General features: G+C 66.3%; 24 protein-coding genes. 17 read left to right on the plus strand and 7 right to left on the minus strand.

The genetic code is table 11. The annotated features are described in order from the left end of the window. Positions 1-160: 160 nt before the first annotated feature. Complete coding sequence (locus ACJ7Z0_RS28225; RefSeq protein WP_434792499.1) at positions 161-718, plus strand: NADPH-dependent FMN reductase; 558 nt, start codon at positions 161-163, stop codon at positions 716-718. Positions 719-793: 75 nt separating this feature from the next. Here ACJ7Z0_RS28225 and ACJ7Z0_RS28230 read toward each other — a convergent pair whose 3' ends face one another. Beyond that, the gene (locus ACJ7Z0_RS28230) at positions 794-1,441 is read right to left on the minus strand and encodes an FMN-dependent NADH-azoreductase (RefSeq protein ID WP_434792500.1); all 648 of its coding nucleotides are present in this window, start codon (positions 1,439-1,441) and stop codon (positions 794-796) included. A gap of 130 nt (positions 1,442-1,571) precedes the next feature. Here ACJ7Z0_RS28230 and ACJ7Z0_RS28235 point away from each other — a divergent pair, with 130 nt between their 5' ends. From ACJ7Z0_RS28235 to ACJ7Z0_RS28270, 8 genes are all read left to right on the plus strand, one after another. Beyond that, positions 1,572-2,486 carry a LysR family transcriptional regulator gene (locus ACJ7Z0_RS28235; RefSeq protein ID WP_434792501.1) on the plus strand — a complete coding sequence of 305 codons (915 nt, stop codon included), beginning with the start codon at positions 1,572-1,574 and terminating at the stop codon, positions 2,484-2,486. 126 nt (positions 2,487-2,612) lie between these two features. Continuing rightward, positions 2,613-3,254, plus strand: coding sequence for a peroxiredoxin (locus ACJ7Z0_RS28240; RefSeq protein WP_431131183.1), 642 nt, complete (start codon positions 2,613-2,615; stop codon positions 3,252-3,254). Positions 3,255-3,274: 20 nt separating this feature from the next. Then, the gene (locus ACJ7Z0_RS28245; protein ID WP_431131185.1) at positions 3,275-3,850 is read left to right on the plus strand and encodes an RBBP9/YdeN family alpha/beta hydrolase; all 576 of its coding nucleotides are present in this window, start codon (positions 3,275-3,277) and stop codon (positions 3,848-3,850) included. Further along, complete coding sequence (locus ACJ7Z0_RS28250) at positions 3,847-4,863, plus strand: sulfate ABC transporter substrate-binding protein (RefSeq protein ID WP_431131187.1); 1,017 nt, start codon at positions 3,847-3,849, stop codon at positions 4,861-4,863. Before ACJ7Z0_RS28245 ends, ACJ7Z0_RS28250 begins: the two co-directional genes overlap by 4 nt. After that, on the plus strand, positions 4,864-5,754 hold the full coding sequence (gene cysT, locus ACJ7Z0_RS28255; RefSeq protein WP_434792502.1) for a sulfate ABC transporter permease subunit CysT: 891 nt from the start codon (positions 4,864-4,866) through the stop codon (positions 5,752-5,754). It abuts the gene before it with no gap. A 1-nt stretch (position 5,755) separates the two neighbouring features. Beyond that, positions 5,756-6,649 (plus strand): sulfate ABC transporter permease subunit CysW, encoded by an 894-nt coding sequence (cysW, locus tag ACJ7Z0_RS28260; protein WP_434792503.1) that lies wholly within the window; start codon positions 5,756-5,758, stop codon positions 6,647-6,649. Positions 6,650-6,738: 89 nt separating this feature from the next. Continuing rightward, the gene (locus tag ACJ7Z0_RS28265) at positions 6,739-7,836 is read left to right on the plus strand and encodes a sulfate/molybdate ABC transporter ATP-binding protein (RefSeq protein WP_055806422.1); all 1,098 of its coding nucleotides are present in this window, start codon (positions 6,739-6,741) and stop codon (positions 7,834-7,836) included. Beyond that, positions 7,833-8,336, plus strand: a complete 504-nt coding sequence (locus ACJ7Z0_RS28270) for a disulfide bond formation protein B (protein WP_431131194.1) — start codon at positions 7,833-7,835, stop codon at positions 8,334-8,336. The genes ACJ7Z0_RS28265 and ACJ7Z0_RS28270 overlap by 4 nt, the downstream gene beginning before the upstream one ends. Positions 8,337-8,387: 51 nt before the next feature. Here the strand turns inward: ACJ7Z0_RS28270 and ACJ7Z0_RS28275 are convergent, their stop codons facing one another. The 4 genes from ACJ7Z0_RS28275 to ACJ7Z0_RS28290 form a co-directional block, all read right to left on the minus strand. Continuing rightward, positions 8,388-9,080: a P-loop NTPase family protein gene (locus tag ACJ7Z0_RS28275; protein ID WP_434792504.1), complete on the minus strand. Its 693-nt coding sequence runs from the start codon at positions 9,078-9,080 to the stop codon at positions 8,388-8,390. A gap of 73 nt (positions 9,081-9,153) precedes the next feature. Beyond that, complete coding sequence (locus tag ACJ7Z0_RS28280) at positions 9,154-10,452, minus strand: type II toxin-antitoxin system HipA family toxin (protein WP_434792505.1); 1,299 nt, start codon at positions 10,450-10,452, stop codon at positions 9,154-9,156. Then, positions 10,449-10,763: a helix-turn-helix domain-containing protein gene (locus tag ACJ7Z0_RS28285; protein WP_431131200.1), complete on the minus strand. Its 315-nt coding sequence runs from the start codon at positions 10,761-10,763 to the stop codon at positions 10,449-10,451. The genes ACJ7Z0_RS28280 and ACJ7Z0_RS28285 overlap by 4 nt, the downstream gene beginning before the upstream one ends. A 58-nt stretch (positions 10,764-10,821) precedes the next feature. Next, the gene (locus ACJ7Z0_RS28290; protein ID WP_434792506.1) at positions 10,822-11,583 is read right to left on the minus strand and encodes a hypothetical protein; all 762 of its coding nucleotides are present in this window, start codon (positions 11,581-11,583) and stop codon (positions 10,822-10,824) included. Positions 11,584-11,696: 113 nt separating this feature from the next. Between ACJ7Z0_RS28290 and smc the strand changes: the two genes are divergently transcribed. From smc to def, 5 genes are all read left to right on the plus strand, one after another. Then, positions 11,697-15,212, plus strand: a complete 3,516-nt coding sequence (gene smc, locus ACJ7Z0_RS28295) for a chromosome segregation protein SMC (protein ID WP_434792507.1) — start codon at positions 11,697-11,699, stop codon at positions 15,210-15,212. 14 nt (positions 15,213-15,226) lie between these two features. Beyond that, complete coding sequence (locus ACJ7Z0_RS28300) at positions 15,227-16,327, plus strand: cell division protein ZipA C-terminal FtsZ-binding domain-containing protein (protein ID WP_434792508.1); 1,101 nt, start codon at positions 15,227-15,229, stop codon at positions 16,325-16,327. 22 nt (positions 16,328-16,349) lie between these two features. Beyond that, on the plus strand, positions 16,350-18,434 hold the full coding sequence (gene ligA, locus ACJ7Z0_RS28305) for an NAD-dependent DNA ligase LigA (RefSeq protein WP_434792509.1): 2,085 nt from the start codon (positions 16,350-16,352) through the stop codon (positions 18,432-18,434). A 114-nt stretch (positions 18,435-18,548) separates the two neighbouring features. Further along, positions 18,549-18,995: a hypothetical protein gene (locus ACJ7Z0_RS28310; RefSeq protein WP_434792510.1), complete on the plus strand. Its 447-nt coding sequence runs from the start codon at positions 18,549-18,551 to the stop codon at positions 18,993-18,995. Positions 18,996-19,046: 51 nt separating this feature from the next. Beyond that, a complete protein-coding gene (gene def / locus ACJ7Z0_RS28315) occupies positions 19,047-19,586 on the plus strand; it encodes a peptide deformylase (protein WP_319432483.1) in 540 nt (179 codons plus the stop codon). Positions 19,587-19,621: 35 nt separating this feature from the next. On the opposite strand, the gene ACJ7Z0_RS28320 is transcribed toward def, so the two are convergent. After that, the gene (locus ACJ7Z0_RS28320; RefSeq protein ID WP_434792511.1) at positions 19,622-20,020 is read right to left on the minus strand and encodes a DoxX family protein; all 399 of its coding nucleotides are present in this window, start codon (positions 20,018-20,020) and stop codon (positions 19,622-19,624) included. A gap of 173 nt (positions 20,021-20,193) precedes the next feature. On the opposite strand from ACJ7Z0_RS28320, the gene ACJ7Z0_RS28325 reads away from it, so the two are divergent. The 3 genes from ACJ7Z0_RS28325 to ACJ7Z0_RS28335 are packed head-to-tail and all read left to right on the plus strand — an operon-like array spanning position 20,194 to position 23,278. Continuing rightward, positions 20,194-21,228, plus strand: a complete 1,035-nt coding sequence (locus ACJ7Z0_RS28325; RefSeq protein WP_434792512.1) for an amino acid ABC transporter substrate-binding protein — start codon at positions 20,194-20,196, stop codon at positions 21,226-21,228. Then, positions 21,225-22,223 carry an amino acid ABC transporter permease gene (locus tag ACJ7Z0_RS28330; RefSeq protein ID WP_434792513.1) on the plus strand — a complete coding sequence of 333 codons (999 nt, stop codon included), beginning with the start codon at positions 21,225-21,227 and terminating at the stop codon, positions 22,221-22,223. The genes ACJ7Z0_RS28325 and ACJ7Z0_RS28330 overlap by 4 nt, the downstream gene beginning before the upstream one ends. Beyond that, positions 22,220-23,278 carry an amino acid ABC transporter permease gene (locus ACJ7Z0_RS28335; protein ID WP_434792514.1) on the plus strand — a complete coding sequence of 353 codons (1,059 nt, stop codon included), beginning with the start codon at positions 22,220-22,222 and terminating at the stop codon, positions 23,276-23,278. The genes ACJ7Z0_RS28330 and ACJ7Z0_RS28335 overlap by 4 nt, the downstream gene beginning before the upstream one ends. A 22-nt stretch (positions 23,279-23,300) precedes the next feature. On the opposite strand, the gene pgm is transcribed toward ACJ7Z0_RS28335, so the two are convergent. Further along, positions 23,301-24,956: a phosphoglucomutase (alpha-D-glucose-1,6-bisphosphate-dependent) gene (gene pgm, locus ACJ7Z0_RS28340; protein WP_434792515.1), complete on the minus strand. Its 1,656-nt coding sequence runs from the start codon at positions 24,954-24,956 to the stop codon at positions 23,301-23,303. Between the last annotated feature and the right edge of the window lie 8 nt (positions 24,957-24,964).

The following is a 24,964-nucleotide window of genomic DNA, read 5'->3' on the forward strand; positions in this document are numbered from 1 at the left end:
GAAAGAACCCGAGCGATGATGCCCGCGATTTCGCAAGCCTGCATCGCGTGCCGAAAAGGCGGATCCAAAGCGAAGAGCTTTTCTGGAAAAGGTCATGGGTGCTTCGCATAATGGTTTTCGCCATCCCGTCTTTCACTCAATCACTCAAGGAGCTTCATTCATGAGCCAGACCCGAATTGCCGTGATCGTTGGCAGCCTTCGCAAGGATTCATACAACCAGAAGCTGGCCCTCGCGCTGGCACACCTTGCGCCCTCGGACTTCACGTTCGAACATGTGCGCATCGACGATCTGCCGCTGTACAACCAGGACGACGACGGCAACCAGGCACCCTCGGTGAAGCGGCTCAAGACCGAAATCGCAGCGGCCCAGGGTTTGTTGTTCGTCACGCCCGAATACAACCGCTCGATTCCCGGCCTGATGAAGAACGCCATCGACCATGCTTCGCGCCCTTATGGGCAAAGCGCCTGGGCGGGCAAGCCCGCGGCGGTCGTGGGCATTTCGGTGGGCGCCACCGGCACCGCGATGGCGCAGCAGCATCTGCGCAACGTGCTGGCCTACCTCGACGTTGCGACGATGGGCTCGCCCGAAATCTTCCTGCAATTCAAGGATGGCTTTTTCGACGATCGCGGCCACATCGGCAACGATGGCACGAAGAAGTTCCTGCTGGGATGGATGGACAAGTACGTCGCGTGGATCAAACGCCACTCAGCAGTCTGATGGAACCTGCCATCGGCACCATCTAACGTGAAAAAGCCGCCCCGAGGGCGGCTTTCCTTCGCGCGCAGGCCGGGCTCAGGCGGCCTGGGCCACGTTCTTCTGGTTGGCGGCTTCGGCCGTTGCCACCAGGATCTCGGCACGCGCCCCGGCCACCGCGGCGGCCTTGGGTGCGTCACCCATCGAGAGGCCTTCGGCGCGCACGAAGCGCACGTCGGTGATGCCGAAGAAGCCGAAGACCACCTTCAGGTAGCTCTCCTGGTGTTCCGCGGCCTGGCCGCCTTCGGTGGTCGAGTAGATGCCGCCGCGGGTGGACGCGACGATCACGGTCTTGCCGCCGGCCAGGCCCACGGGGCCCTTCTCGGTGTACTTGAAGGTGCGGCCGGCTTGCGCGAGGCGGTCGATCCAGGCCTTGAGCTGGGTCGGAACCGAAAAGTTGTACAGCGGCGCACCAACCACGATGACGTCGGAGGCGAGGAACTGGTTCACGAGCTTTTCCGAGAGGGCGTTTTCGCGCTGTTGGGCTTCGGTGGGCTGGGCCTGCACGCCGGTCTTGATGCCGAGGGCGTCGGGGCCGAAGTGCGACGGGGCGTCAGCGGCAAGGTCGAGGTACTCGACCGCGGTGTCGGTGTGCGCGGTTTTCCATGCCGCCACGATCTCCGCCGTGAGAAGGCGGGAGGTCGAATGGGCACTCAGGATGCTGGAGTCGATGTGGAGCAGCTTCATGGTCAATCACTTTCGTGTGGTGGTCGGCGCTCAAGAGTGGCCGGCGTTGGAAGAATTCTATTTTTGATGCGAGTGATTGATAAGTAGTCAAAATTTGACTTCATTGTTCTGCTGGCGGGACAATAAACCCATGCAGGACCTCAACGACATGGTTTTCTTCGCCGAAGTGGCAGAGCGCGGCGGCTTTGCCGCGGCCAGCCGCGCGCTCGGCATTCCCAAGTCGCGCTTGTCGCGGCGCGTAGCGGACCTCGAGGATCGGCTCGGCGTACAGCTGATGCAGCGCAGCACGCGGCGGCTGTCGCTCACGCCGGCGGGCGAGATCTATCTGCGCCACTCGGCCGCCATGCGCGATGCAGCCCAGGCCGCGGCCGAAGCGGTGGCGCAGGTGCAGACGGAACCCAGCGGCACGGTGCGCTTGAGCTGTCCGATCTCCATTGCCCACAGTGGTCTGGGGCAATTGCTGCCCCGGTTCGTGGCGCTATACCCGGCCGTGCGGGTCGACCTGCGGGTGATGAACAGGCCGGTCGACCTGATCGAAGAGGGCATCGACGTCGCCTTGCGTGTGCGTCCGGCCATCGAGGACAGCACGACGCTCGTGGCCAAGGTGCTTGGAACGAGCCGCGCGGTGCTGGTGGCCAGGCCGGACTTGCTGGAGCGCCAGGGCCCGGTGAACAAGCCGGCCGATCTCGCACGGCTCCAGACCGCGGCCATGTCGGCCAACAGCGAGGGGCGCAGCGAATGGCGGCTCGAAGGCCCCAAGGGCGAGATTCACGTGCACGTTCATACGCCGCGCTACGTGGCGGACGATCTTGCAACGCTGCAGCTGGCCGCCCTCGAGGGCGTGGGCGCGACCCTGCTGCCCGGCTACATGTGCCGCGACGACGTGGAGGCGGGCCGGCTCGCAAGGGTGCTGCCCGACTGGGGCCCGGCGCCGGTCGTCGCGCACATGGTATTTCCGGCGCGGCGGGCACTGGTCCCGGCGGTCCGGCGATTGATCGATTTCCTGGCCGAGCACCTGCACGGAAGCGAAACCGGCATGTACTAACCTCGCTAAATAAGCCGGGGTGATGCTCCTTATGCGAAAAACGCCATAACCAAACAAGTAGATATTCGTTTGGCATTGAAGCAGCCCTTCGCACAATCCCAGGTCCCATCCATCCAAGGAGCGACCATGGCGACCCTGCGACTCGGCGATACAGCCCCCAATTTCACCCAGGATTCGAGCGAAGGCTCGCTCGACTTCTACCAGTGGGGCGGCGATTCGTGGATCGTGTTCTTCTCGCACCCGGCCGATTTCACGCCCGTGTGCACCACTGAACTCGGCAAGACCGCGGCGCTGTCGGGCGAATTCGCCAAGCGCGGCGTGAAGCCCATCGCGCTGAGCGTCGATCCGGCCACCAAGCACAAGGAGTGGATCGGCGACATCAACGAGACGCAGAACACCACCGTGAACTTCCCGATCATTGCGGACCACGACCGCAAGGTGGCCGACCTGTACGACCTGATCCACCCGAACGCCTCGGCCACGGCCACGGTGCGCAGCGTGTTCATCATCGATCCGAAGAAGGTGATCCGCACGACCATCACCTACCCGGCATCCACTGGCCGCAATTTCGACGAAATCCTGCGCGTGATCGATTCGCTGCAGCTCACCGACAGCCACAAGGTGGCGACGCCGGTGAACTGGAAGGACGGCGACGACGTGGTCATCATCCCGAGCATCCAGGACCCGGCCGAACTCGCCGAGCGCTTTCCCAAGGGTTTCAAGGCCGTGAAGCCTTATCTGCGCATCACGCCGCAGCCCAACAAGTAAGCGGGCAGGGCAGCGTCGCCATGCAGACTTCCGTGATCATCGTGCCCGGCTGGCGCGACTCCGGGCCCGGCCATTGGCAGAGCCTGTGGGAAGAGCGCATTCCGGGCGCGGCGCGGGTGGTGCAGGACGACTGGGCTTCGCCCAAGCGCGAGGCCTGGGTGTCCACGCTGGCCCGGCTGGTGCTCGAGAGCCCCGGCCCGGTGGTGATTGCCGCGCACAGCCTGGGCTGCATCGCCACGGCACACCTGCCGGCAGAGGCTGCCGCGCGCATCCGCGGGGCGCTTCTGGTGGCACCGGCCGACCCCGAGCGCCGCGCCGTGCTGTCCGACTTTGCGCCCGTGCCGTATGCGGCCTTGCCCTATCGCAGCATCGTGGTGGCGAGCAGCAACGACCCGTATTGCCCAATCCGCCTGGCCGGCGCATATTCCCGCGCCTGGGGCAGTGAGTTTGTCCGCATGCAGAATGCGGGCCATATCAACATCGATTCGGGACATGGAGACTGGCCGCTCGGCCTCGCCTTGCTCCAGTCGTTGACCGACGAGCCCGCCGCCTGGCCGGCGGGCCGTGAATTTTCAGAAACCTTGGCAACCTCATGACTTCCAGACTCAAGACCTTCGTCGCCGTGCTCGCGTTGGCATCTTCCGCATTCGCAGGCAGCAGCGCCTTCGCACAGGGCAGCACGCTGCTGAACGCCTCGTACGACGTGGCGCGCGAGTTCTACAAGGACTACAACGCGGCGTTCGTGGCCCACTACAAGAAGACCACCGGCAAGGACGTGAAGATCGACCAGTCGCATGGCGGCTCCAGCGCCCAGGCGCGCGCCGTGGCCGACGGCCTCGATGCCGACGTGGTGACCATGAACACCTCGACCGACATCGACTTTCTGGCCAATACCGGCGTGGTCGCGAAGGACTGGAACAAGCAGTTCCCCGAGAACGCATCGCCGACCACTTCGACCATGCTGTTCCTGGTGCGCAACGGCAATCCCAAGGGCATCAAGGACTGGGAAGACCTGGTCAAGCCCGGCGTGCAGGTGGTGATCGTCAACCCCAAGACCGGCGGCAACGGGCGCTACGCCTACCTTGCGGCCTGGGGCTACGTGAAGAAGAAGGGCGGCACCGACGCGCAAGCGGCCGAGTTCGTCGGCAAGCTGTTCAAGAACGTGCCGGTGCTGGCGCGCGGCGGCCGCGACGCGACCACCGCCTTCCTGCAACGCAACATCGGCGATGCGCTGATCACCTTCGAATCCGAAGTGGTGTCGATCGACCGCGAGTTCGGCTCGGGCAAGGTGGATTCCGTTTACCCGTCGATCAGCATCGTGGCCGAGAACCCGGTGGCCGTGGTCGAGCGCACGACCAAGAAGAAGGGCACCGGCGAGCTGGCCAAGGCTTATCTCGACTGGCTCTACTCCGAAGAAGCCCAGGAAATCGCGGCCAAGCATGCGCTGCGTCCGCGCTCGGCGGCCGTGCTGAAGAAGTACGCCGCTACGTTCAAGCCGCTGCAGCTCTTCACGGTGCAGGAACTCTTCGGCAGCCTCGGCGATGCACAAAAGGTGCACTTCAACGACGGCGGCCAGTTCGACAAGCTCTACACGCCCGGCGGCAAGTAAATGAGCGGCGCTGTTTCTTCGGCGCTCCCGTCAGCGGGAGCGCCGCTTTCGCGTGTGAATAATCGGGCGGGGGGCGCCAGGCGGGTGCTGCCGGGCTTTCACATCACGCTCGGTTTTTCGATTTTCTATCTCTGCCTGATCGTGCTGATCCCGCTGTCGGCGCTGGTTTTCAAGACCTTCGCGCTGAGCTGGGAGCAGTTCTGGGTGGCCGTGACCTCACCGCGCGTGATGGCCTCGTACCGGCTGACCTTCGGCGCCTCGCTGATCGCGGCGCTGGTGAATGCCGTATTCGGCCTGCTCGTGGCCTGGGTGCTGGTGCGCTACAAGTTTCCGGGCAAGCGCATCGTCGATGCGCTGGTCGACCTGCCGTTCGCGCTGCCCACGGCGGTGGCCGGCATCTCGCTGACCGCACTGCTCGCGGGCAACGGCTGGATCGGACAGCTGCTCGAGCCGCATGGCATCAAGCTGGCGTTCACGCCGGCCGGCATCGTGATTGCACTGATCTTCATCGGGCTGCCCTTCGTGGTGCGCACGGTGCAGCCGGTGCTCGAAGACGCCGAAAAAGAGCTTGAAGAAGCCGCCACCTCGCTCGGTGCAACGCGCCTGCAGACTTTCACGAAAGTGATCTTCCCGTCGATCGCACCCGCACTGCTCACAGGCTTTGCGATGGCTTTCGCGCGGGCCATCGGCGAGTACGGCTCGGTGATCTTCATCGCCGGCAACATGCCGATGATCTCGGAGATCACGCCGCTCATCATCATCGGCAAGCTGGAGCAATACGACTTTGCCGGTGCCACGGCGGTCGCGCTCGTGATGCTGGTGATTTCGTTCATCCTGCTGCTCGTCATCAACGGCCTGCAAGCCTGGCAGCGCCGCCGCGCGGGAGCATGACATGAGTGCCCCTTCCAAAATCATTCGCCGCGCGCAGGCCGGCACCACCGAGTCGCCCTGGGTGCGCTGGCTGCTGATCGGCCTTGCGCTCGCGTTCATGTTCCTGTTCCTGGTGCTGCCGCTGGCGGCCGTGGCGACCGAGGCCTTGCGCAAAGGCGTCGGCGCCTACCTCGAAGCGCTGAAGGAGCCCGACGCCTGGAGCGCGATCCGCCTCACGCTGATCACTGCCGCCATCGCGGTGCCGCTGAACCTGGTGTTCGGCGTTGCCGCGGCCTGGGCCATCGCCAAGTTCGAGTTCCGCGGCAAGGCCTTTCTGACCACGCTGGTCGACCTGCCGTTTGCGGTGTCGCCGGTGGTGGCGGGCCTGATCTACGTGCTGGTGTTCGGTGCGCAGGGCTGGTTCGGCCCCTGGCTTGCCGAGCACGACATCAAGATCATCTTCGCCGTGCCGGGCATCGTGCTCGCGACCGTGTTCGTCACCTTCCCGTTCATCGCGCGCGAGCTCATTCCGCTGATGCAGGCGCAGGGCACCGACGAGGAGCAGGCCGCCATCGTGCTGGGCGCGACCGGGTGGCAGACCTTCTGGCGGGTGACGCTGCCCAACATCAAGTGGGGTCTGCTGTACGGCGTGATTCTTTGCAACGCGCGTGCCATGGGCGAGTTCGGCGCGGTGTCGGTGGTGTCGGGCCACATCCGCGGCCAGACCAACACCATGCCGCTGCACGTGGAAGTGCTCTACAACGAATACCAGTCGGTGGCGGCGTTTGCCGTGGCATCGCTGCTGGCCATCCTGGCGCTGGTCACGCTGGTGATCAAGTCGGTCATCGAGTGGCGCCACGAACGCGAGATGAAGGCGATTGCCGATCTGCCGCCCGAGCGGCCGACGGCGGCTTGAACAGTCCCGCGGTGAGGGGAGATCCCTCACCCCGACCCTCTCCCCAAGGGGAGAGGGAGTAATCAGAAGAAGGCAGAGGAAGAGATTCCATGAGTATCGAAATCCGCAACATCAGCAAGCAGTTCGGCGACTTCCGGGCGTTGAACAACGTGAACCTCGACGTCGAGTCGGGCGAGCTCGTCGCGCTGCTCGGCCCCTCGGGCTGCGGCAAGACCACGCTGCTGCGCATCATCGCGGGGCTGGAAACGGCCGACACCGGCAGCATCCTTTTTTCGGGCGAAGACACTACCGACGTCCACGTGCGCGAACGCCAGGTCGGCTTCGTGTTTCAGCACTACGCGCTGTTCCGCCACATGACGGTGTTCGAGAACGTGGCCTTCGGCCTGCGCGTCAAGCCGCGCAAGGAGCGCCCGAGCGATGCGCAGATCAAGCAGAAGGTGACCGACCTGCTCAAGCTGGTGCAGCTCGACTGGCTGGCCGACCGCTACCCGTCGCAGCTCTCCGGCGGCCAGCGGCAGCGCATCGCGCTGGCGCGTGCGCTGGCGGTGGAGCCCAAGGTGCTGCTGCTCGACGAGCCCTTCGGCGCGCTCGACGCCAAGGTGCGCAAGGAGTTGCGCCGCTGGCTGCGTCGGCTGCACGACGAACTGCACGTCACCTCCATCTTCGTCACGCACGACCAGGAAGAGGCGCTCGAGGTGGCCGACCGCGTGGTGGTCATCAACAAGGGCCGCATCGAACAGGTGGGTTCCCCGCAAGAAGTGTGGGACCAGCCCGCCAGCCCGTTCGTCTACGGCTTTTTGGGTGACGTGAACCTGTTCCATGGCCGGGCCGACAACGGCGCGGTGCAACTGGACGGCATGCGCCTCGACTCGCCGGAACACAGCGGTGCGCGCGACGCCAAGGCCATGGCCTATGTGCGTCCGCACGACCTCACCGTGGAGCGCTACACCGCCGGCGCGACCGGCATCGTCGCCACCTTGTCGCGGGCCATCGTGGTCGGCCCCATCGCTCGGCTGGAACTTGAGCCCACCGAAACGAATCCAGATAATCCGGGCTCCGGAACCATCATCGAAGCGCAACTCCCTGCGCAACAGTTCCGGGAACTGGGCTTGCAAGAGGGCGACACCGTCGTCGCCACGCCGCGCAAGGCCAGGGTGTTCGTAGAAGAAGATTGGGTTTCCCCTTGATCGATTGGTATTTCGGCGCGCCGCGCCGCGCCTATGGGCTGATCTGCCTTGCCTGCGTCCTGATGCTGGCCTTCGGGCTCTATCTGCAGCATGTAGTGGGCCTGGAGCCTTGCCCCATGTGCATCGTGCAGCGGTATGCGCTGGTGCTGGTGGCACTCTTCACCGGCCTGGCGGGCGTGTTCCGCAGCCGCGGCCTGCAGGCCACGGGCGGTGTGCTGGCGCTGCTGTCGGCCATTGGCGGCGCCTACACGGCCGCATCGCAGAGTTGGCTCCAGTGGAATCCGCCCGAGGTCGTCTCGTGCGGACGCGATCTGTACGGAATGATCGAGACCTTTCCGCTCAAGCGGGCGCTGCCGATGATCTTCCGCGGCGGTGGCGATTGTTCGAAGGTCGACTGGTCGCTGTTCGGGCTGACGCTGGCGAACTGGTCGTTTGTCGCCTTCGTCGTTCTCGCGATCCTGCTGCTGGTGCTGCTTTTCCGCGGGCGCGCGGCGCGCTGAGCAAGTGCTGAGTCCGCGCTCCACCCATTAGGAGGAGCGCGCGAACTGCGGCTACAGCGGCAGGGTGTCGAAAGCCGCGTAGCCGGTCGCCAGCCAGGACTTCACGCGCTGGCGCTCCAGCAAGCCGAGCGCATGGGGCCCTTCGCGGTCGTTCACGGCCTTCCAGAAACTCGTGTTCTGCGCATCGATCTTGCGCATGCTGGCCTCGTGCAGACGCGGCAGGGTGATCACGCGGGCGCCGTTCGCCGTTGCCTTGGAGAGCGACTGCGACGCCAGCAGCATGCCGAAGTCGCTGCCGCGGCCGTAGTTCTGCACCACGATGTAGTTGGGCCGGTTGCCGAAGGTGTCGATCAGCGCGCCGAGCAGGTCGGTGGAGTCCTTGCCGTCGTCCAGCACATGCCAGAAATTGACGGCCACGCCCAGTTCGTCGAACACGTCGAACAGATCGGATTCCTTGATCCAGCGCGACAGCGGTGCCAGCGTCTGGGCGGCAAGGTCGACGATGACGCTTTGCTGCGGATTGGTTTCGAAGCCGTTCACCACGGTGTCGAGCCCCTCGAAGCTGTCGACCACGATGGGCGACGCAAAGCCTTCGTAGAAGCGCGTGAACGAGCTGTGCGAACGGTCGGTGTCGAAGCCGATGAAAGGCTTGCTGTAGTCGATGAAGTACTGCGCCAGCACGCGCGCGGTGACCGACTTGCCGACCCCGCCTTTTTCGCCGCCGATGAAATTGATGGAGCTCATGAGTTGCTGCTGCCTCGAATGGGTTGAGGAGTGAAGGGCTGATTCATTCTAGGGGGCGCGTTTTCTTTCTCTTCTATTTGCCGCGCCTCGCCAAGCCTTGCAGCAAGGGATGTGCCTGCAAGCGCTGCTGCAGCCGTTTTTTCCATGCGGCGGGCAGCGTCGATGCCTCGATCATCGGCGGCCATTGGCTGCGCGCCAGCCGCGCCGTGTCGGCAATGACGCGCCGGACCAGTGGCTCGTGCAGCCCGGCCGAGAAGCAGAAGGCGCGCACGTTGGCGGGCGTGAACAGGACCGTGCGTTTGGTGGCGGCACCGGCGGGCGCTGCGGGCAGAAGAGGGAGAGCGTGGCCGTCGACGCCCTGGAGCGCGGCATACGCCACGATGTCGTAGGCCGGCGCCAGCCGCGGTGCGATGCCGTCCGGATAGAGCACGCCAAAGTTCTTCAAATGCGCGTCGGGGTTGCCGAGCAAGTCGTTCACCGCAAGGCGCCGCATCAGTTCGAGCACGGCTTCTTCGCCCAGCGACGGGAAGGCCTGCATCGCAAGCGCCATGTCCAGATAGCTCGCGCTGTACTTGTGCATCGGGTCGACTGCGAGCACCTGCGCAAAATCCTCGAAATGAATGCGGCGCGCACCTTCGCGGTCGAAACGCGTGACGGCCAGAAAGTCGGGCTCGTCGGGCAATGCGTAGCTGTGTTCGGCCGCAATGGCCGAGAGCGGTGCCAGCTCGGCATGGCAGACCTCAACACCGGCCGCACCCGCCAATTGAAGCGACAGCATTTCCAGCTGCGGCATGTGGGGGCGTCCGGCCACGGGCAGCTTGGCGATCACGCGCGTGCTCGCGCCGGCCCGGGTGCGCGCCACGTAGCGGCCGCCCTGGCGGCGCAGGCCGAGCTTGGGTTGCACGCCCGACACCGAGATGCCTTGCGGCATGGGCAGTTCGACCACCGACATCTCGAGCGCGTCCTGGTCCTGCGTGATGAGCCGCTGCAGCGTCTGGCGGTCCACCGCGACCGGCTTGGCGCTCACTGCGCCGGGCAGGTCGCCGCCGCAGGCCGCGAGGAGCTCGAAATGGTCGTTTTCGCGGCAGCCGCGCAGCTGCGCGATATGGCTGCGCAACACGCCTTCGGGCAGAAGATTCTGGAAAAAGCGCGGCAGCTGGCCGCCTTGCGCATTGAACAACGGGTTTTTCACGTCGGCCCAGAGCGCGGACTGCGTGGCGGCATCGCTGGCCACCATCGACAGCGAAAGCACCTCCGCCGGTGGTGCGGCGACCAGCTCCCGCTCGGCCACGAAGCGGCACAGGTCGGCGTACTGGAAGAGCTTGCCGAAGCGCCGCGTGCCGAGCGAGATCTCGAGGATCTTGACGTTCATGGCGGTCGGCGCTTGTTGACGTACGGCGGAGGCGGAGCCTGCGCCACGGCATGGCCCACGCGGGTGGCGACGGGGCGGTAGTCGGGATCGGTGGCCGCGCTCTGGCCGAAGCCCTTGGGCGCCAGCTGCAGTTCAAGTCCGAGCGCATCGACCAGCGCGAGCAGCGAAGACAGCTGCGGGTTGCCCTTCAGGCTCAGCGCATTGCGCACCGAGCGCTCGGTCAGGCCGGAGCGCTGCGCAATTTCAGCATGGGTGATGCCCGTGGCATCACGCCGGGCTGCGAGGGCGGTGATGAGTTCCTGCTTGGTCACGGAAAGATATTACCGCAAAGCTCGCTTTCGGAAATATATTTCCTTGGTACTAATGCTTCTATCTTGGCAACAGCGTGAAGAAGGGCATGACCACGCCCATGACCCAGTTCTGCCCGAAGTCGAGCGCGGCCCGTCGGTATTTCTCGTCCGCCTGCGCGGCCAGCAGGTCGAGCCGCGCCACCACCTTGGACAGCTCGCGGTCGGCCACGAGGTTGCGGCCGCGCTCGCTGATCTCGGTGGCCAGCAGCAGGGGCTGGCCGTCGGGGCCGGTCTTGGACGAGATCAGCCAGAGCGATATTTCGAAGTTGCGCGCCGCACGGTAGCTGTTCTCGGCATTGACACCGTCGAGCAAGGTCTGGTCCCAGGTGTCGCCGTTGGCCTGCTTGAGCATGGTGGCCCAGCCGACCACCAGCGCCGCGACCCGGTCTCCCTGGTAACCCTGCGGCCCGGTGTCGAATGCGAGGCGGATCGCGTCGATGCCGGTGGCGCCGCGCAGTTCGGGCAGGGCGGGGCCTGTGAGCACCGCGTCCCAGGCGCGTTGGGCGGCCGCCTCGACACTGGCCGCGGATTTGCGCCATTCGCGCGGGTTGCGCCGGTACAGCGTGGTCTGCACGCGCCGGATCGATTGCAGGTTGTCGCGCAAGGACAGGTTGGCAATGCGGTTGGCGCTGGATTGCAGCCATTCCTGATTGGCATAGGGTTCGGCGCGCTCGGTGGAACGCACGGCCGCGCAGCCGCCAAGACCCAGCAAGGCGGCAGCGCCAGCCAGCAGGCAGCCGCGGCGCGCGGCGAAGGGTGATGAAAGCAGGGAATCGCTCATGCCCTGACGTTATCATCCACGGCTGGGGCGGCGGCCTGCCTGGAGCGGCAGGCCCGTGCAATTTTCCTTACAAATCAATACCTTGGCGCTACGCCAAGGCAGGCCGACAAGTCGTGCGTCTTAATTCCATCAAGCTTTCGGGCTTCAAGTCGTTCGCCGAACCCACCAACTTCCTGCTGCCAGGCCAATTGGTCGGCGTTGTCGGGCCCAACGGTTGCGGCAAGTCGAACATCATGGATGCGGTGCGCTGGGTGCTGGGCGAGTCGCGCGCGTCGGAACTGCGCGGCGAGTCGATGCAGGACGTGATCTTCAACGGCACGACCACGCGCAAGCAGGCCAGCCGTTCGAGCGTGGAACTGGTGTTCGACAACGCCGACCATCGCGCGGGCGGCCAATGGAACCAGTTCGGTGAAATTGCGGTGCGGCGCGTGCTCACGCGCGACGGCACCAGCAGCTACTACATCAACAACCAGCCGGTGCGCCGCCGCGACGTGCAGGACGTGTTCCTGGGCACGGGCCTCGGCCCGCGCGCCTACGCCATCATCGGCCAGGGCACGATCAGCCGGATCATCGAATCCAAACCCGAGGAACTGCGCCTGTTCCTCGAAGAGGCGGCGGGTGTCTCCAAGTACAAGGAGCGCCGGCGCGAAACCGAGAACCGCCTGGGCGACACGCGCGAGAACCTTACGCGCGTCGAAGACATTCTTCGCGAACTGAACGCCAATCTCGAAAAGCTCGAGAAGCAGGCCGAGGTGGCCGCGCGCTACAACATGCTGCAGGGCGATGCCACGAAAAAGCAGCACCAGCTGTGGTTCCTGAAGCGCAGTGAAAGCGACGCCGACCAGGCCAAGATCAAGGCCGATTCCGAAAAGGCGATCAACGACCTCGAATCGCGTACCGCCGACCTGCGCCGCATCGAGGCCGAACTCGAAACCGTGCGCCAGGCTCACTACGCCGCCGGCGACCAGGTCAACCAGGCCCAGGGCAAGCTCTACGAGGCCAGCGCCGAAGTCGGCCGCCTCGAAGGCGAGATCCGCTTCGTGGTCGAAGGCCGCCAGCGCGTTGAGCAGCGGCTCGTTCAGTTGCGCGAGCAGATGGGCCAGTGGGGCCGCCGCCGTGAAGAGGCCGAGGCAGAGATCGAAACCCTGGCCGGCCAGGGCGTCGATGCCGAAGAGCAGGCCGTGCTGCTAGCCGCACAACTCGAAGAGCACGACGCGCGCATGCCCGAGCTCGAGGAAGCCGTGCAGCGGGCCCAGAACGAAGCCAACACGCAGCGCGCCGCTGTCGGCCAGGTCCAGCAGCAGATCCAGGTGCTGGCCGCTGACCAGCGCAACATCGAAGACCAGAGCCGGCAGCTCACGCAGCGCAGCGAACGCCTGCGTGCCGACCAGAACGCGCTGGCCGCGCCCGACGAAGCCCGCCTGCAGTCCATGCAGGAGGAGCATGCGGCCGCACAGGAAGCTGCGAGCGAAGCCGACGCCCGCCTGCACGAACTGCAGGAATCGGTGCCGCAGCTCGACGACGATCGCCGCTCGAAGCAGCAGGCCGTCAACACCGAAGGCGCGCGCCATGCCGAACTTTCGGCACGGCTCGAGGCGCTGCGTGCGCTGCAGGAAAAGGTCAAGACCGACGGCAAGCTCACGCCCTGGCTCGCCAAGCACGGGCTCGAAGGCATGCAGGGCCTGTGGAGCCGCATCCACATCGAGCAAGGCTGGGAAAACGCGCTCGAAGCGGCGTTGCGCGAGCGCCTGGGCGCGCTCGAAGTCAGCCGGCTCGACATGGTGCGCGCCTTCGGCAACGACGCGCCGCCCGCCAAGCTGGCGTTCTACAGCCCCCCGGCCGCCGGCGTATCGCAGGACGGCGGCACGCTGCCCCGCCTGTCGAGCCTGCTGCGGCTGAACGACGCGGGCCTGCAGGCCCTGATGACCGACTGGCTCCATGGCTGCTACACGGCGCAGAGCTTCGAAGAGGCGCTTGCGCAGCGCGCCACGCTGAAGCCGGGCGAAGTCATCTACGTGCAGAGCGGCCACGCCGTGTTCTCGCACAGCGTGAACTTCTACGCCCCCGATTCCGAACAGGCCGGCCTGCTGGCGCGCCAGCAGGAAATGGAAAACCTCGAGCGCCAGCTGCGCGCGCAGACGCTCATCAACGAAGAGGCGCGCGCGGCCCTGGTCCGTGCCGAAGCCGCCTATGCCGAGGCCGCACAGCGCCTGGTGACGGCGCGCCGTGAAGCGGCGGAAACGCAATCCCGCGCGCATGAACTGCAGGTGGAAACGCTGCGCATGACGCAGCTGGCCGAACAGACGCGTGCGCGCAGCGAGCAACTGGCCACCGACCTGGCCGAAGTCGACGCGCAACTGGAAGAGCTGCAAGAAAAGCGCATGGCCGCCGAAGGCCGCTTCGAAGAGCTCGACATGCAGCTCGCCGACAGCCAGGAACGCCATGCGGAACTCGACGAACGCGTGATCGAAGCCGGCCGCGCATTGACCGCGAGCCGCGAGCAGCACCGCAGCCTCGAACGGCAGGCGCAGGAAGCCACCTTCTCGCAGCGCACGCTGGAAGCGCGCCGCGGCGAACTGAACCGCGCAATCGAAACCGCATCGCAGCAGGTGGTGGCCCTCACTGACGAAGACGAGCGCGCCAGGGCCGAGTTGGGCCGCCTGTCCGATGCGGCGGCCCAGGCCGGCCTGCAGGATGCGTTGGCGCTCAAGCTCGAGCGCGAAGCAGCCCTGGGTGCCGCGCGCAGCCAGTACGACGACCTCACGATGAAGCTGCGTGCCAGCGACGAACGCCGGCTGCAGCTCGAGCGCGAACTCGATCCGCTGCGCCAGCGCATCACCGAATTCCAGCTCAAGGAGCAGGCCGCCCGCCTCGGTGTCGAGCAGTACCAGCAGTTGCTTGACGATGCCGGCGCCGACCTCGAAGCCGTTGCGCTGTCGATCGAAACCGACAAGGTTCGCCTCGCGGGCCTGCAAGGCGAGATCGACCGCCTGAACCGCGAAGTGGTGGCATTGGGTGCGGTGAACCTGGCGGCGCTCGACGAGCTTGCCGTGGCCAGCGAGCGCAAGACTTTCCTCGATGCGCAGTCCGCCGACCTGAACGAAGCCATCGGCACGCTCGAAGACGCCATCCGCAAGATCGATGGCGAAACGCGCGAGCTTCTCGGCGGCACCTTCAAGATCGTGAACGAGCACTTCAGCCGCATGTTCCCCGAGCTGTTCGGCGGCGGCAATGCGCGGTTGGTGATGACGGGCGACGAAATCCTGGATGCCGGCGTGCAGGTGCTGGCACAGCCGCCCGGCAAGAAGAACCAGACCATCCACCTGCTGTCGGGCGGGGAAAAAGCGCTCACGGCCATCGCGCTGGTGTTCGCGATCTTCCAGCTCAACCCGGCGCCTTTCTGCCTGCTCGACGAAGTGGACGCGCCGCTGGACGACGCGAACACCGAACGCTATGCCAAACTCGTGACCGCCATGAGCCGCGAAACCCAGTTCCTCTTCATCAGCCACAACAAGATCGCCATGGAAATGGCCGAGCAGCTGATCGGCGTCACCATGCAGGAGCAGGGCGTCTCGCGCATCGTCGCGGTCGACATGGAAGCGGCCGTCACGATGGTCGAAGCTGCTTAAGCCGAGCAGCATCCATGAGCAATCTCACTCTCGCCCTGGCCATCCTCGGCGGCCTCGTTCTCGCGGCTGTCGTTGCCTTCAACACAGTCACCTCGCGCCGCAATGCGCCGCGGCAGCCCGACGCACGGGACCTTGATCTGTCCGACGCCGAGCGGCCCTCCGCATCGTCCGGCGGCGTGGAGCCGATGCTGCACGTCGATCCGCACCAGGTGCCGGGCCAGGAGCGCCACGAGCCCCTGTTCGATCCCGATCTGCCCGCGCCGGGCGCCAGCCCGGTCCCGACCGCCGAGCGGCGCGGTGGACTCGATCCGCTGATCGACGTGATTGCGCCGGTCTCGCTCGACGGGCTTGCCTCGGGCGACGCCGCGATTGCGGCCATGCCCTCCACGCGCCGTGCGGGCAGCAAGCCCGTGGCCATCGAAGGCCTGAACGAGCACACCGGCCAGTGGGAGCCGCCCGTGCCGGGCCAGCGCTACAGCGCGTTCCAGGTAGGCGTGCAGCTGGCCAATCGCACCGGTGCGCTCAACGAGATCGAATACTCCGAATTCGTCGTCAAGGCACAGGCCTTTGCGGATGCCGTGAACGGCGCGCTCGAGTTTCCCGAGATGCTCGACGAAGTGGCCCGCGCCCGCGAGCTCGACCAGTTCGCCAGCGCGCACGATGCCCAACTGGGCTTCGTGCTGCGCGCGCTGCATGCCGCCTGGAGCCCCGGCTACGTGCAGCAGAACGCGGCCCGGCTGGGGTTCGTGGCGGGCATCATCCCCGGCCGCATGGTGCTGCCGACCAGCGAAGCCGGGCTGCCGCCGATCCTCGGGCTGTCGTTCGACACCCAGGCCGCACTGGCCGACGATCCCGCGCAATCGGCCATCCGCGAACTCAGCCTCAGCCTGGACGTGCCGCAGGTCGATCGCGCCGAGCAGCCGTTCCGCCGCATGCGCGAGGCCGCCGCCACGCTGGCGCGCGAGATGGACGGCGTGGTGACCGACAGCGACGGGCAGCTGCTGCGCGACGAGACCATGGATGCCATCGGCGCCGACCTCGAGCAGCTCTACGACACACTCGAGTCGCGCGACCTGGCCGCCGGCTCGCCACTGGCGCGCCGCCTCTTCAGCTGATCCGATCGTTCGGGAGACACCCATGACAACGCGCGACGAAGCGGCACGCGAAGCCGCCGCACTGAGCGAACAGCTTCACCGCCACGCTCACCTCTATTACGTGCTCGACGCGCCCGAACTGCCCGACGCGGAGTACGACAGGCTGTTCCAGCGGCTGCAGGCCCTCGAGGCAGAATTTCCCGATTTGCGCACCCCCGATTCGCCGACGCAGCGCGTGGGCGGCAAGGTGCTCGACGGCTTCACCAAGGTGCGCCACAGGGTGCCCATGCTGTCGATTCGCACCGAGACCGACATCACGCCTGGTGGCGCCAGCGCCTTCGACGCCCGCGTGCGCAAGGAGCTCGGCCTGGCCGAAGACGGACCGCAGGTCGAGTACGTCTGCGAGCTCAAGTTCGACGGCCTGGCCATGAACCTGCGTTACGAGCACGGCGTGCTGGTGCAGGCCGCCACGCGCGGTGACGGCGAAGTCGGCGAAGAGGTCACGCAGAACATCCGCACGGTGCGCGAGATTCCGCTGCGGCTCGAAGGCAAGGCACCGCCCGTGGTCGAAGTACGCGGCGAGATCTACATGAAGCGCGCCGACTTCGAATCACTCAACGAGCGCCAGCGCGAAAAGATCGCGGCCGGGCAGAAGAACGAGAAAGTGTTCGTCAACCCGCGCAACGCAGCGGCCGGCGCGGTGCGCCAGCTCGATCCGGCCATTGCGGCGGCGCGCCCGCTGAGCTTTTTTGCCTATGGCCTGGGCGAAGTCACGCCCGCCAGCGAAGGCGGGCCGGAATTCTCGACCCAGTTCGATTGGCTGCAGCAGTTCGACGCGTGGGGATTCCCGGTGGCGAAGCAGACTGCGCGGGCAAGAGGTGCTATTGAGTTGATAGCGTTCCACGAGAACATCGGGCGCCAGCGCGACGCCTTGCCCTACGACATCGACGGCGTGGTCTACAAGGTCGACAGCCTCGAGTTGCAGCGTCGGCTGGGCTTCGTCTCGCGCGAGCCGCGCTGGGCCGTGGCGCACAAGTACCCGGCGCAGGAGCAGATCACCGACGTGCTCGGCATCGAGGTGCAGGTTGGCCGCACCGGCAAGCTCACACCGGTGGCCAAGCTCGCGCCGGTCTTCGTCGGTGGCGTGACCGTGACCAACGCCACGCTGCACAACGAAGACGAAGCGCGCCGCAAGGATGTGCGCGTGGGCGACAAGGTCATCGTGCGCCGCGCCGGCGACGTGATTCCCGAAGTGGTCGGCGTGGTGCCGGAGAGCCTGGCCAGGCCCGACACCGAGCGCGGTCCGCTGTTCACCATGCCGCACCAGTGCCCGGTGTGCGGCTCGGAGGCGCTGCGCGAAGAAGGGGAGGTCGACTACCGCTGCACCGGTGGCCTGTTCTGCGGGGCCCAGCGCAAGGAAGCCATCCTGCACTTTGCGGCCCGCCGCGCGGTCGACATCGACGGGCTCGGCGACAAGCTGGTCGAGCAACTGGTCGATGCCAACCTGATCCGCACCTTGCCCGACCTCTACAGGCTCGGCTTCACGACGCTGGCGGGCCTGGACCGCATGGCCGAAAAGTCGGCCAGGAACATCGTCGATGCGCTCGAGGCCTCCAAGAAGACCACCCTGCCGCGCTTCCTGTTCGGCCTTGGCATCCGGCATGTGGGCGAGAGCACCGCAAAAGACCTGGCCAAGCATTTCGGCAAGCTCGACGCGATCATGGACGCGACCGAGGAGCAGTTGCTCGAGGTCAACGACGTCGGCCCGGTGGTCGCGCAGAGCCTGCGAACCTTCTTCGACCAGCCGCACAACCGCGAAGTGGTCGAGCAGCTGCGGGCCTGCGGGCTGACGTGGGAAGAGGGCGAACCCGCTGCGCGCGCTCCCAAGCCGCTGGCGGGCTTGACCTTCGTGATCACCGGCACCCTTCCTACGCTCAGCAGGGACGAGGCGAAGGATAAATTGGAAGCCGCCGGTGCCAAGGTGGCAGGCTCGGTCAGCAAGAAGACAAGCTACCTGGTGGCCGGGGAGGAGGCAGGCAGCAAGCTCGACAAGGCTCGTGAGATTGGCGTCAATGTGATCGACGAGGCGGGGATGCTGGACATACTCGCCAATGGCGTCCCGGGTTGAAAAGAGGGCGCCGGCGCGGTGTTCTTACCGCTCGTTACGTGACTTCACACCGGCGCAGTCAACAGGGTCTACAAGCTGGCGTTGATAAAACAGAAGGCTGACAAGGAGTCCCTTATGCAAAAGATTCGTGTTCTCGGTACTTGCGTCGCCATCGGCGGCTTTGCGCTGCTCGGCGGCTGCGTGGGCGTTCCTGCCGAACCCTATTACAGCGGGGGCTACTCGCAGCCGTATTACGACAATCCGGTGGTCGTTCAGCCGGCGCCCGTCTACATCGAAGGCGGCGGCTACTACGAAGGCCGCCGTCCTTACTACGGCGGGCGGCCATACTACGACGGCGGGCGGCCTTACTACGGCAGGCCGGGCTATCCTGTCGCGCGGCCAGTGCCTGTGCCGGTGCCCGTGCCGTCGCGTCCGGGTTGGGGCGGCGGTGGCCGCCATTCCGGTGGTGCGGCCGTGGCGCCGTCGGGCGGTTCGCCGTTGCCGCAGTACCGGTCGCAGCCGCCGCGCGGCGATCAGAAGCTGTATACGTCGCCCGACTCCAAGGGTCAAACCCCACCCTGATTCTCGAAAGGTGGGCCGGTGAGCGGCCCTGGCGGTCGCGATAATCCCGCCATGGCCATCCGCGAAATCCTGAAAATGGGCGATCCCCGGCTGCTGCGCATTGCGCAGCCGGTGGCCGCCTTCGATACCGACGAACTGCACCTGCTGGTGCGCGACATGTTCGAGACGATGCTTGCGGTCAACGGCGCTGGGTTGGCCGCGCCGCAGATCGGCGTCGACCAGCAGCTCGTGATCTTCGGCACCGATGTCGTCAATCCCCGCTACCCCGACGCCCCCCCGGTGCCTCGCACCGTGCTTCTGAACCCGGTCATCACCCCGATCGGCGAAGAGGAAGAAGAGGGCTGGGAAGGGTGCCTGTCGGTGCCGGGCCTTCGCGGCGTGGTGCCGCGCTTTGCGAACATCCGCTACACCGGCTTCGACCCCTATGGCGATCCCATCGACCGCGTCGCCAGCGGTTTTCATGCGCGCGTGGTTCAGCACGAGGTCGATCACCTGCTGGGCAAGCTCTACCCGATGAGGGTGCGCGATTTCTCACGCTTCGGCTACACCGACGTCCTGTTTCCAGGACTCGACGCCAACGACGACGACTGAAAAGAAAAAGCCGGCGCGCGGGCCGGCTCATGAGCTTAGTTGTACCTGCCGCCCAGGCCGAAGCGGCCGCCGCCGAACAGGCTGATGGCAATAGCGGAGAACAGGTACATGCCCTGCAGCTCCAGCGCCCAGCCGCCCTGGCCGTTCAGCGCGCCCAGGTCCTTCTGGTGCACCAGCCAGATCGCCACCACCATGTTGATCGCGACGATCAACGCCGCCGGCCGCGTGAACAGCCCCACGATGAGCAACACCGGCGCGACGATTTCTCCGACATAGGTGAGGTATGCCAAGGCCGCCGGCAGCCCATGGGACGCCAGCATGCCGCCAATGCCGTCGACGCCCTTGCCGCCGACCTTCGCAATGCCATGCAACAGGATGAGGATGCCGAGTGCAACGCGCAGAACGAGCTTGCCGGTGTCGTCGGATTTGGTCATGAACAGTTTCCTGGTGAGAGAGTGATTGAAGGGCCATATGTTAGTGAATGCAGCGACCGAGAAAAGCCTGCCGCGAGCGACGTGGGGCATATGCATCCAACCGTCCGTTCTTTGGCAGAGTGGCGCGCAGCCCCGTACACTGCCTTTTGCCTACTGTTGAGGAGAACACACCAATGAAAAGCCGATTCCGTCCCGCGCTGGCCGCGGCCGCATCCGTCGTGGCGCTTGCCGCGGCCGCTCCCGCCTTTGCCGGCAAGACCCTCGATGCCGTCAAGCAGCGCGGTACCGTCAAGTGCGGCGTGACCAATGGCGTGGCCGGTTTTTCCGCGCCCGACACACAGGGCAACTGGTCCGGCCTGGACGTCGATACCTGCCGTGCGATTGCGGCGGCCGTGCTGGGCGACCCGAAGAAGGTCGACTTCGTGCCGCTCAATTCGCAGCAGCGCTTCTCGGCCCTGCAGGCCGGCGAGATCGACATCCTCGCGCGCAACACCACCTGGACGCTCACGCGCGACGCGTCGCTGGGCTTCAACTTCACCACCATCACCTACTACGACGGCCAGGGCTTCCTGGTGCCGAAGAAGCTCAAGGTGACGAGCGCCAAGCAGCTCAAGAATGCCACCATCTGCACGCAGTCGGGCACCACCAACGAGAAGAACGTGTCCGACTACTTTCGTGCACAGAACATCCCGGTCAAGACCGTCGTCTTCGAAAGCTTCGAGGCTTCGTTCAAGGCCTTCTTCTCCGGCCGCTGCCAGGCTTTCACCACCGACGCCTCGGCGCTGGCGGGCCTGCGCAACAAGGAAGCGCCGAACCCCGACGACTACGTCATCCTGCCCGAGCTGATTTCGAAGGAGCCGCTCGCGCCGCTGGTGCGCCGCGGCGACGACGAATGGTTTGCCATTGCCAAGTGGGTGCCCAATGCGCTCATCGAGGCCGAAGAGTTCGGCGTCACGCAGGCCAATGCCGACGAGCTCAAGGCCAACAGCAAGGACCCGGGGCAGCAGCGCCTGGTCGGCTCCGGTGAAGACCTGGGCAAGCTGCTGGGCCTCGACAAGGACTGGTCGTTCCGCGCCATCAAGGCCGTGGGCAACTACGGCGAAATGTTCGAACGCAACGTCGGGCCGAAGTCGGTGCTCAAGCTGCCGCGCGGCTCCAACAACCTCTGGAACAAGGGCGGCCTGATCTACGCACCCCCGGTTCGATGAGCGGCGGGGCCTCGCGCCGCGGCGCCTGGCTGGCCTGGATCGTCCAGGCGCTGCTGGTGCTGGCCGTCGTGGCCGGCGCCTTCTGGGTGGTGCACCATGCGCTCGAAGTGCTGCGCTCGCGCGGCGTTCGTTCCGGATTCGACTTCTTGACGGAGCCCGCGGGCTTCTCGATCAGCGAAGGCTGGCTCGATTTCGACGCCAGCCAGCCGTTCTGGCGCGCCTTTGTCGCGGGCCTGATCAACACGGTGCGCGCCTCGGTGCCCGCCGCCATTTTTTCGGTTGTGCTCGGCACCTTGATCGGCATCGGCCGGCTGGCGCCGCACGTGCTGTTGCGCGGCATCTGCACCGCGTACGTCGAACTGCTGCGCAACGTGCCGCTGCTGGTGCAGTTGCTGATGCTGGCTTTTGCCATGGCCAACCTGCTGCCCGACCCGACCGAGCCCGTGCGCCTGCTCCCCGGCGTGTGGCTCAGCAAGGGCGGGCTCAGCGTGCCTTGGCCCGCGTCGGGCGAAGGCGGCTGGTGGCCCACGCACTTCGAATGGCCCGAGAAGGGCGACTTCGGCGTGAGCGGCGGCGCGGCACTGAGCCCGGAATACGTGACCATCGTTGCGGGGCTTTCCTTCTACTCCGCGGCTTTCGTGGCCGAGATCGTGCGCGCCGGCATCCTCTCCGTATCGCAAGGGCAGGTGCTGGCCGGGCAGGCGTTGGGCCTGACGTCGGTGCAGCAGCTTCGCATCGTGATCCTGCCGCAGGCGCTGCGGGTGATCGTGCCTTCGCTCACCAACCAGCTGCTGAGCCTCACCAAGAATTCGTCGCTTGCGGTGGCCGTGGGCTACCCGGAACTGGTGTCGGTAGCCAACACCACCATCGGCTCGAACGGCCGTGCCTTCGAGTGCATCGCGATCATCATGGCGGTCTACCTGCTGCTGTCGCTCGTCATCTCCTTCGGCATGAACCGCTACAACGCGCGCGTTGCGCTGCGAGGCTGGCGATGAGAAACGTCGCGCAAGGGCCCATCGCCTGGCGCAGTGAACTCTGGGGTTCGCCGCTGCGCGCACTGGCCACCGTGGTGCTGCTCGCGCTGCTCGCATGGGGCGGCTTCCATGCCGTCGAATGGGGCGTGGTGCACGCGGTGTTCCGGCCCGATGCCGAAGCCTGCCGCGCGCTGCAGCACGGCGCTTGCTGGGGCGTCGTGGCTGAGAAATGGCGGCCGATGCTGTTCGGCCGCTTCCCCTATGAAGAGCAATGGCGCCCGGCCGTCGCAGTGGTCGTGCTGTCGGCCGTCACGGTGCTGAGCGCCTGGCCGCGCAGCTGGCGCTGGTGGCTGCTGCCGCTCTGGGCGGTGGCGCTGCTGCTCTTCGTGCTGCTGATGCGCGGCGGCGCGCTCGGCCTCCACGCCGTGCCGACGAGCCGCTGGGGCGGACTGCCGCTCACCATCGGCCTCGCGGTGGTGGGCCTGGCGCTGGCCTTTCCGCTGGCACTGCTGCTGGCGCTCGGGCGCCGCTCGGGCTGGCCGGTGGTCCGCACGCTGAGCGCGAGCTACATCGAGCTGGTGCGCGGCGTGCCGTTGATCTCGGTGCTGTTCATGGCCTCGTTCCTGCTGCCGCTGCTGTGGCCCGCCGGCTGGCAACCCGACGTGCTGGTGCGCGTGCTCGCGGGCTTGGCGCTGTTCGTGGCGGCCTACCTGGCCGAGATCATCCGCGGCGGCCTGCAGGCCGTGCCGCGCGGGCAGACCGAGGTGGCGATGGCGCTGGGCTTCGGACGCTGGCCCGTGCAGCGGGACATCGTGCTGCCGCAGGCGTTGCGGCTCGTGGTGCCTGCGCTGACCAACAACGTGGTCGGCACGCTGAAAGACACTTCGCTGGTCACGGTGGTCGGCCTGTTCGAACTCACCGGCGCGCTGGGCCTGGCGCTCGGCGGCGACCCGACCTGGCGGCCGTTCTACCTCGAGGGCTACCTCTTCATTGCGGCGGTGTACTGGGTGCTGTGCTTCGGGCTCTCGCGCTACAGCGTGTGGCTGGAGCGGCGGCTGGGAGAGGGCACCCGCTGACCGGTTGCCCTTCTTCGGGTTGTCAGCCCGCCGACAGCGCCTTGTCCACCAGTTGCTGCGCTTCCTCGAGGATGCGGCCCAGGTGCTCCGCACCCTTGAAGCTTTCGCCGTAGATCTTGTAGATGTTCTCGGTGCCGGAGGGCCGCGCGGCGAACCAGCCGTTGCCGGTGACGACCTTCACGCCGCCGATGGCCGCGCCGTTGCCCGGCGCATGGCTCAGCACGGCCTCGATCTTGTCGCCCGCGAGTTCAGTCGAGCTGACCTGCTGCGGCGACAGATTCGACAGCTTCTTTTTCTGTTCGACGGTGGCCGCCGCATCGACGCGGTCGGACACCGGCTGGCCCAGCGCCTGCGTCAACTCGGCGTAGCGTTCGCCCGGGTCGCGCCCGGTGCGTGCGGCAATCTCGGCCGAGAGCAACGCGGGCACGATGCCGTCCTTGTCGGTGGTCCATGCCGAGCCGTCGAAACGCAGGAAGGTTGCCCCCGCGCTTTCCTCGCCGCCGAAGCCCAGCGAGCCGTCCACCAGCCCGTCGACGAACCACTTGAAGCCCACCGGCACCTCGTGGAGCTTGCGGCCGAGCCGGGCCGTGACGCGGTCGATCATCTGGCTGCTCACCACCGTCTTGCCGACGGCCGCTTGCGCCGGCCACTGCGGACGGTGCGTGAAGAGGTAGTCGATCATCACCGCGAGATAGCTGTTCGGCTGCATCAGGCCCGCGCTGCGCGCGACCACGCCGTGGCGGTCGTGGTCGGTGTCGCAGGCAAAGGCGATGCCGAAGCGGTCTTTCAGCGCGATCAGCTTGTGCATCGCGTCGGGCGAGGACGGGTCCATGCGGATGCGGCCGTCCCAGTCGAGCGACATGAAGCGGAAGGTGGGGTCGACCTCCTGGCTGAGAACTTCAAGACGCTCGAGCTTGTAGCGCTCGGCGATGGCGGGCCAGTAGTGCACGCCGGCGCCGCCCAGGGGATCCACGCCCAGGTCGATCTCCACGCCACGGATGGCGTCCATGTCGAGCACCTGCGCCAGGTCTTCGACATAGGTGTTGACGTAGTCGTGCCGGTGCGTGGTCGAAGCGCGCAGCGCCTGCGCGAGCGGCATGCGCTTCACACCCTGCAGCCCGCCTGCAAGAAAGCCATTGGCCGCGGCCTCGACCGCGGAGGTAATGTCGGTGCCCGCCGGTCCGCCGTTGGGCGGGTTGTACTTGAAGCCGCCGCTTTCGGGTGGATTGTGCGAAGGCGTGATCACGATGCCGTCTGCCAGCCCGGTCGTGCGCCCGCGGTTGTAGACCAGGATGGCATGCGAGATGGCCGGCGTGGGCGTGTACTCGTCGTCCTTCGACAGCATCAGCTCGACGCCGTTGGCCGCGAGCACTTCCACCGCGCTGTTGAATGCCGGCGTGGAGAGCGCATGCGTGTCGATGCCGAGGAACAACGGGCCGTCGATTCCTTTCTGGCGCCGATGGTCGGCAATGGCCTGGCTCATCGCCAGCACATGCCATTCGTTGAATGCGTTGTCGAAGGAGGAGCCGCGATGCCCCGAGGTTCCGAAGGCCACGCGCTGCGCGGCGACCGAGGGATCGGGCCGGCCCGTGTAATAGGCGGAGATAAGGCGCGGAACATTGACCAGCAGGTCCAGCGGTGCGGGCTGGCCTGCGAGGGGATTGGTTTTCTGGCTCATGTCGGGTG

The organism is Variovorax palleresanus, from assembly GCF_051144945.1.
Classification (GTDB): Bacteria; Pseudomonadota; Gammaproteobacteria; order Burkholderiales; family Burkholderiaceae_C; genus Variovorax; species Variovorax paradoxus_S.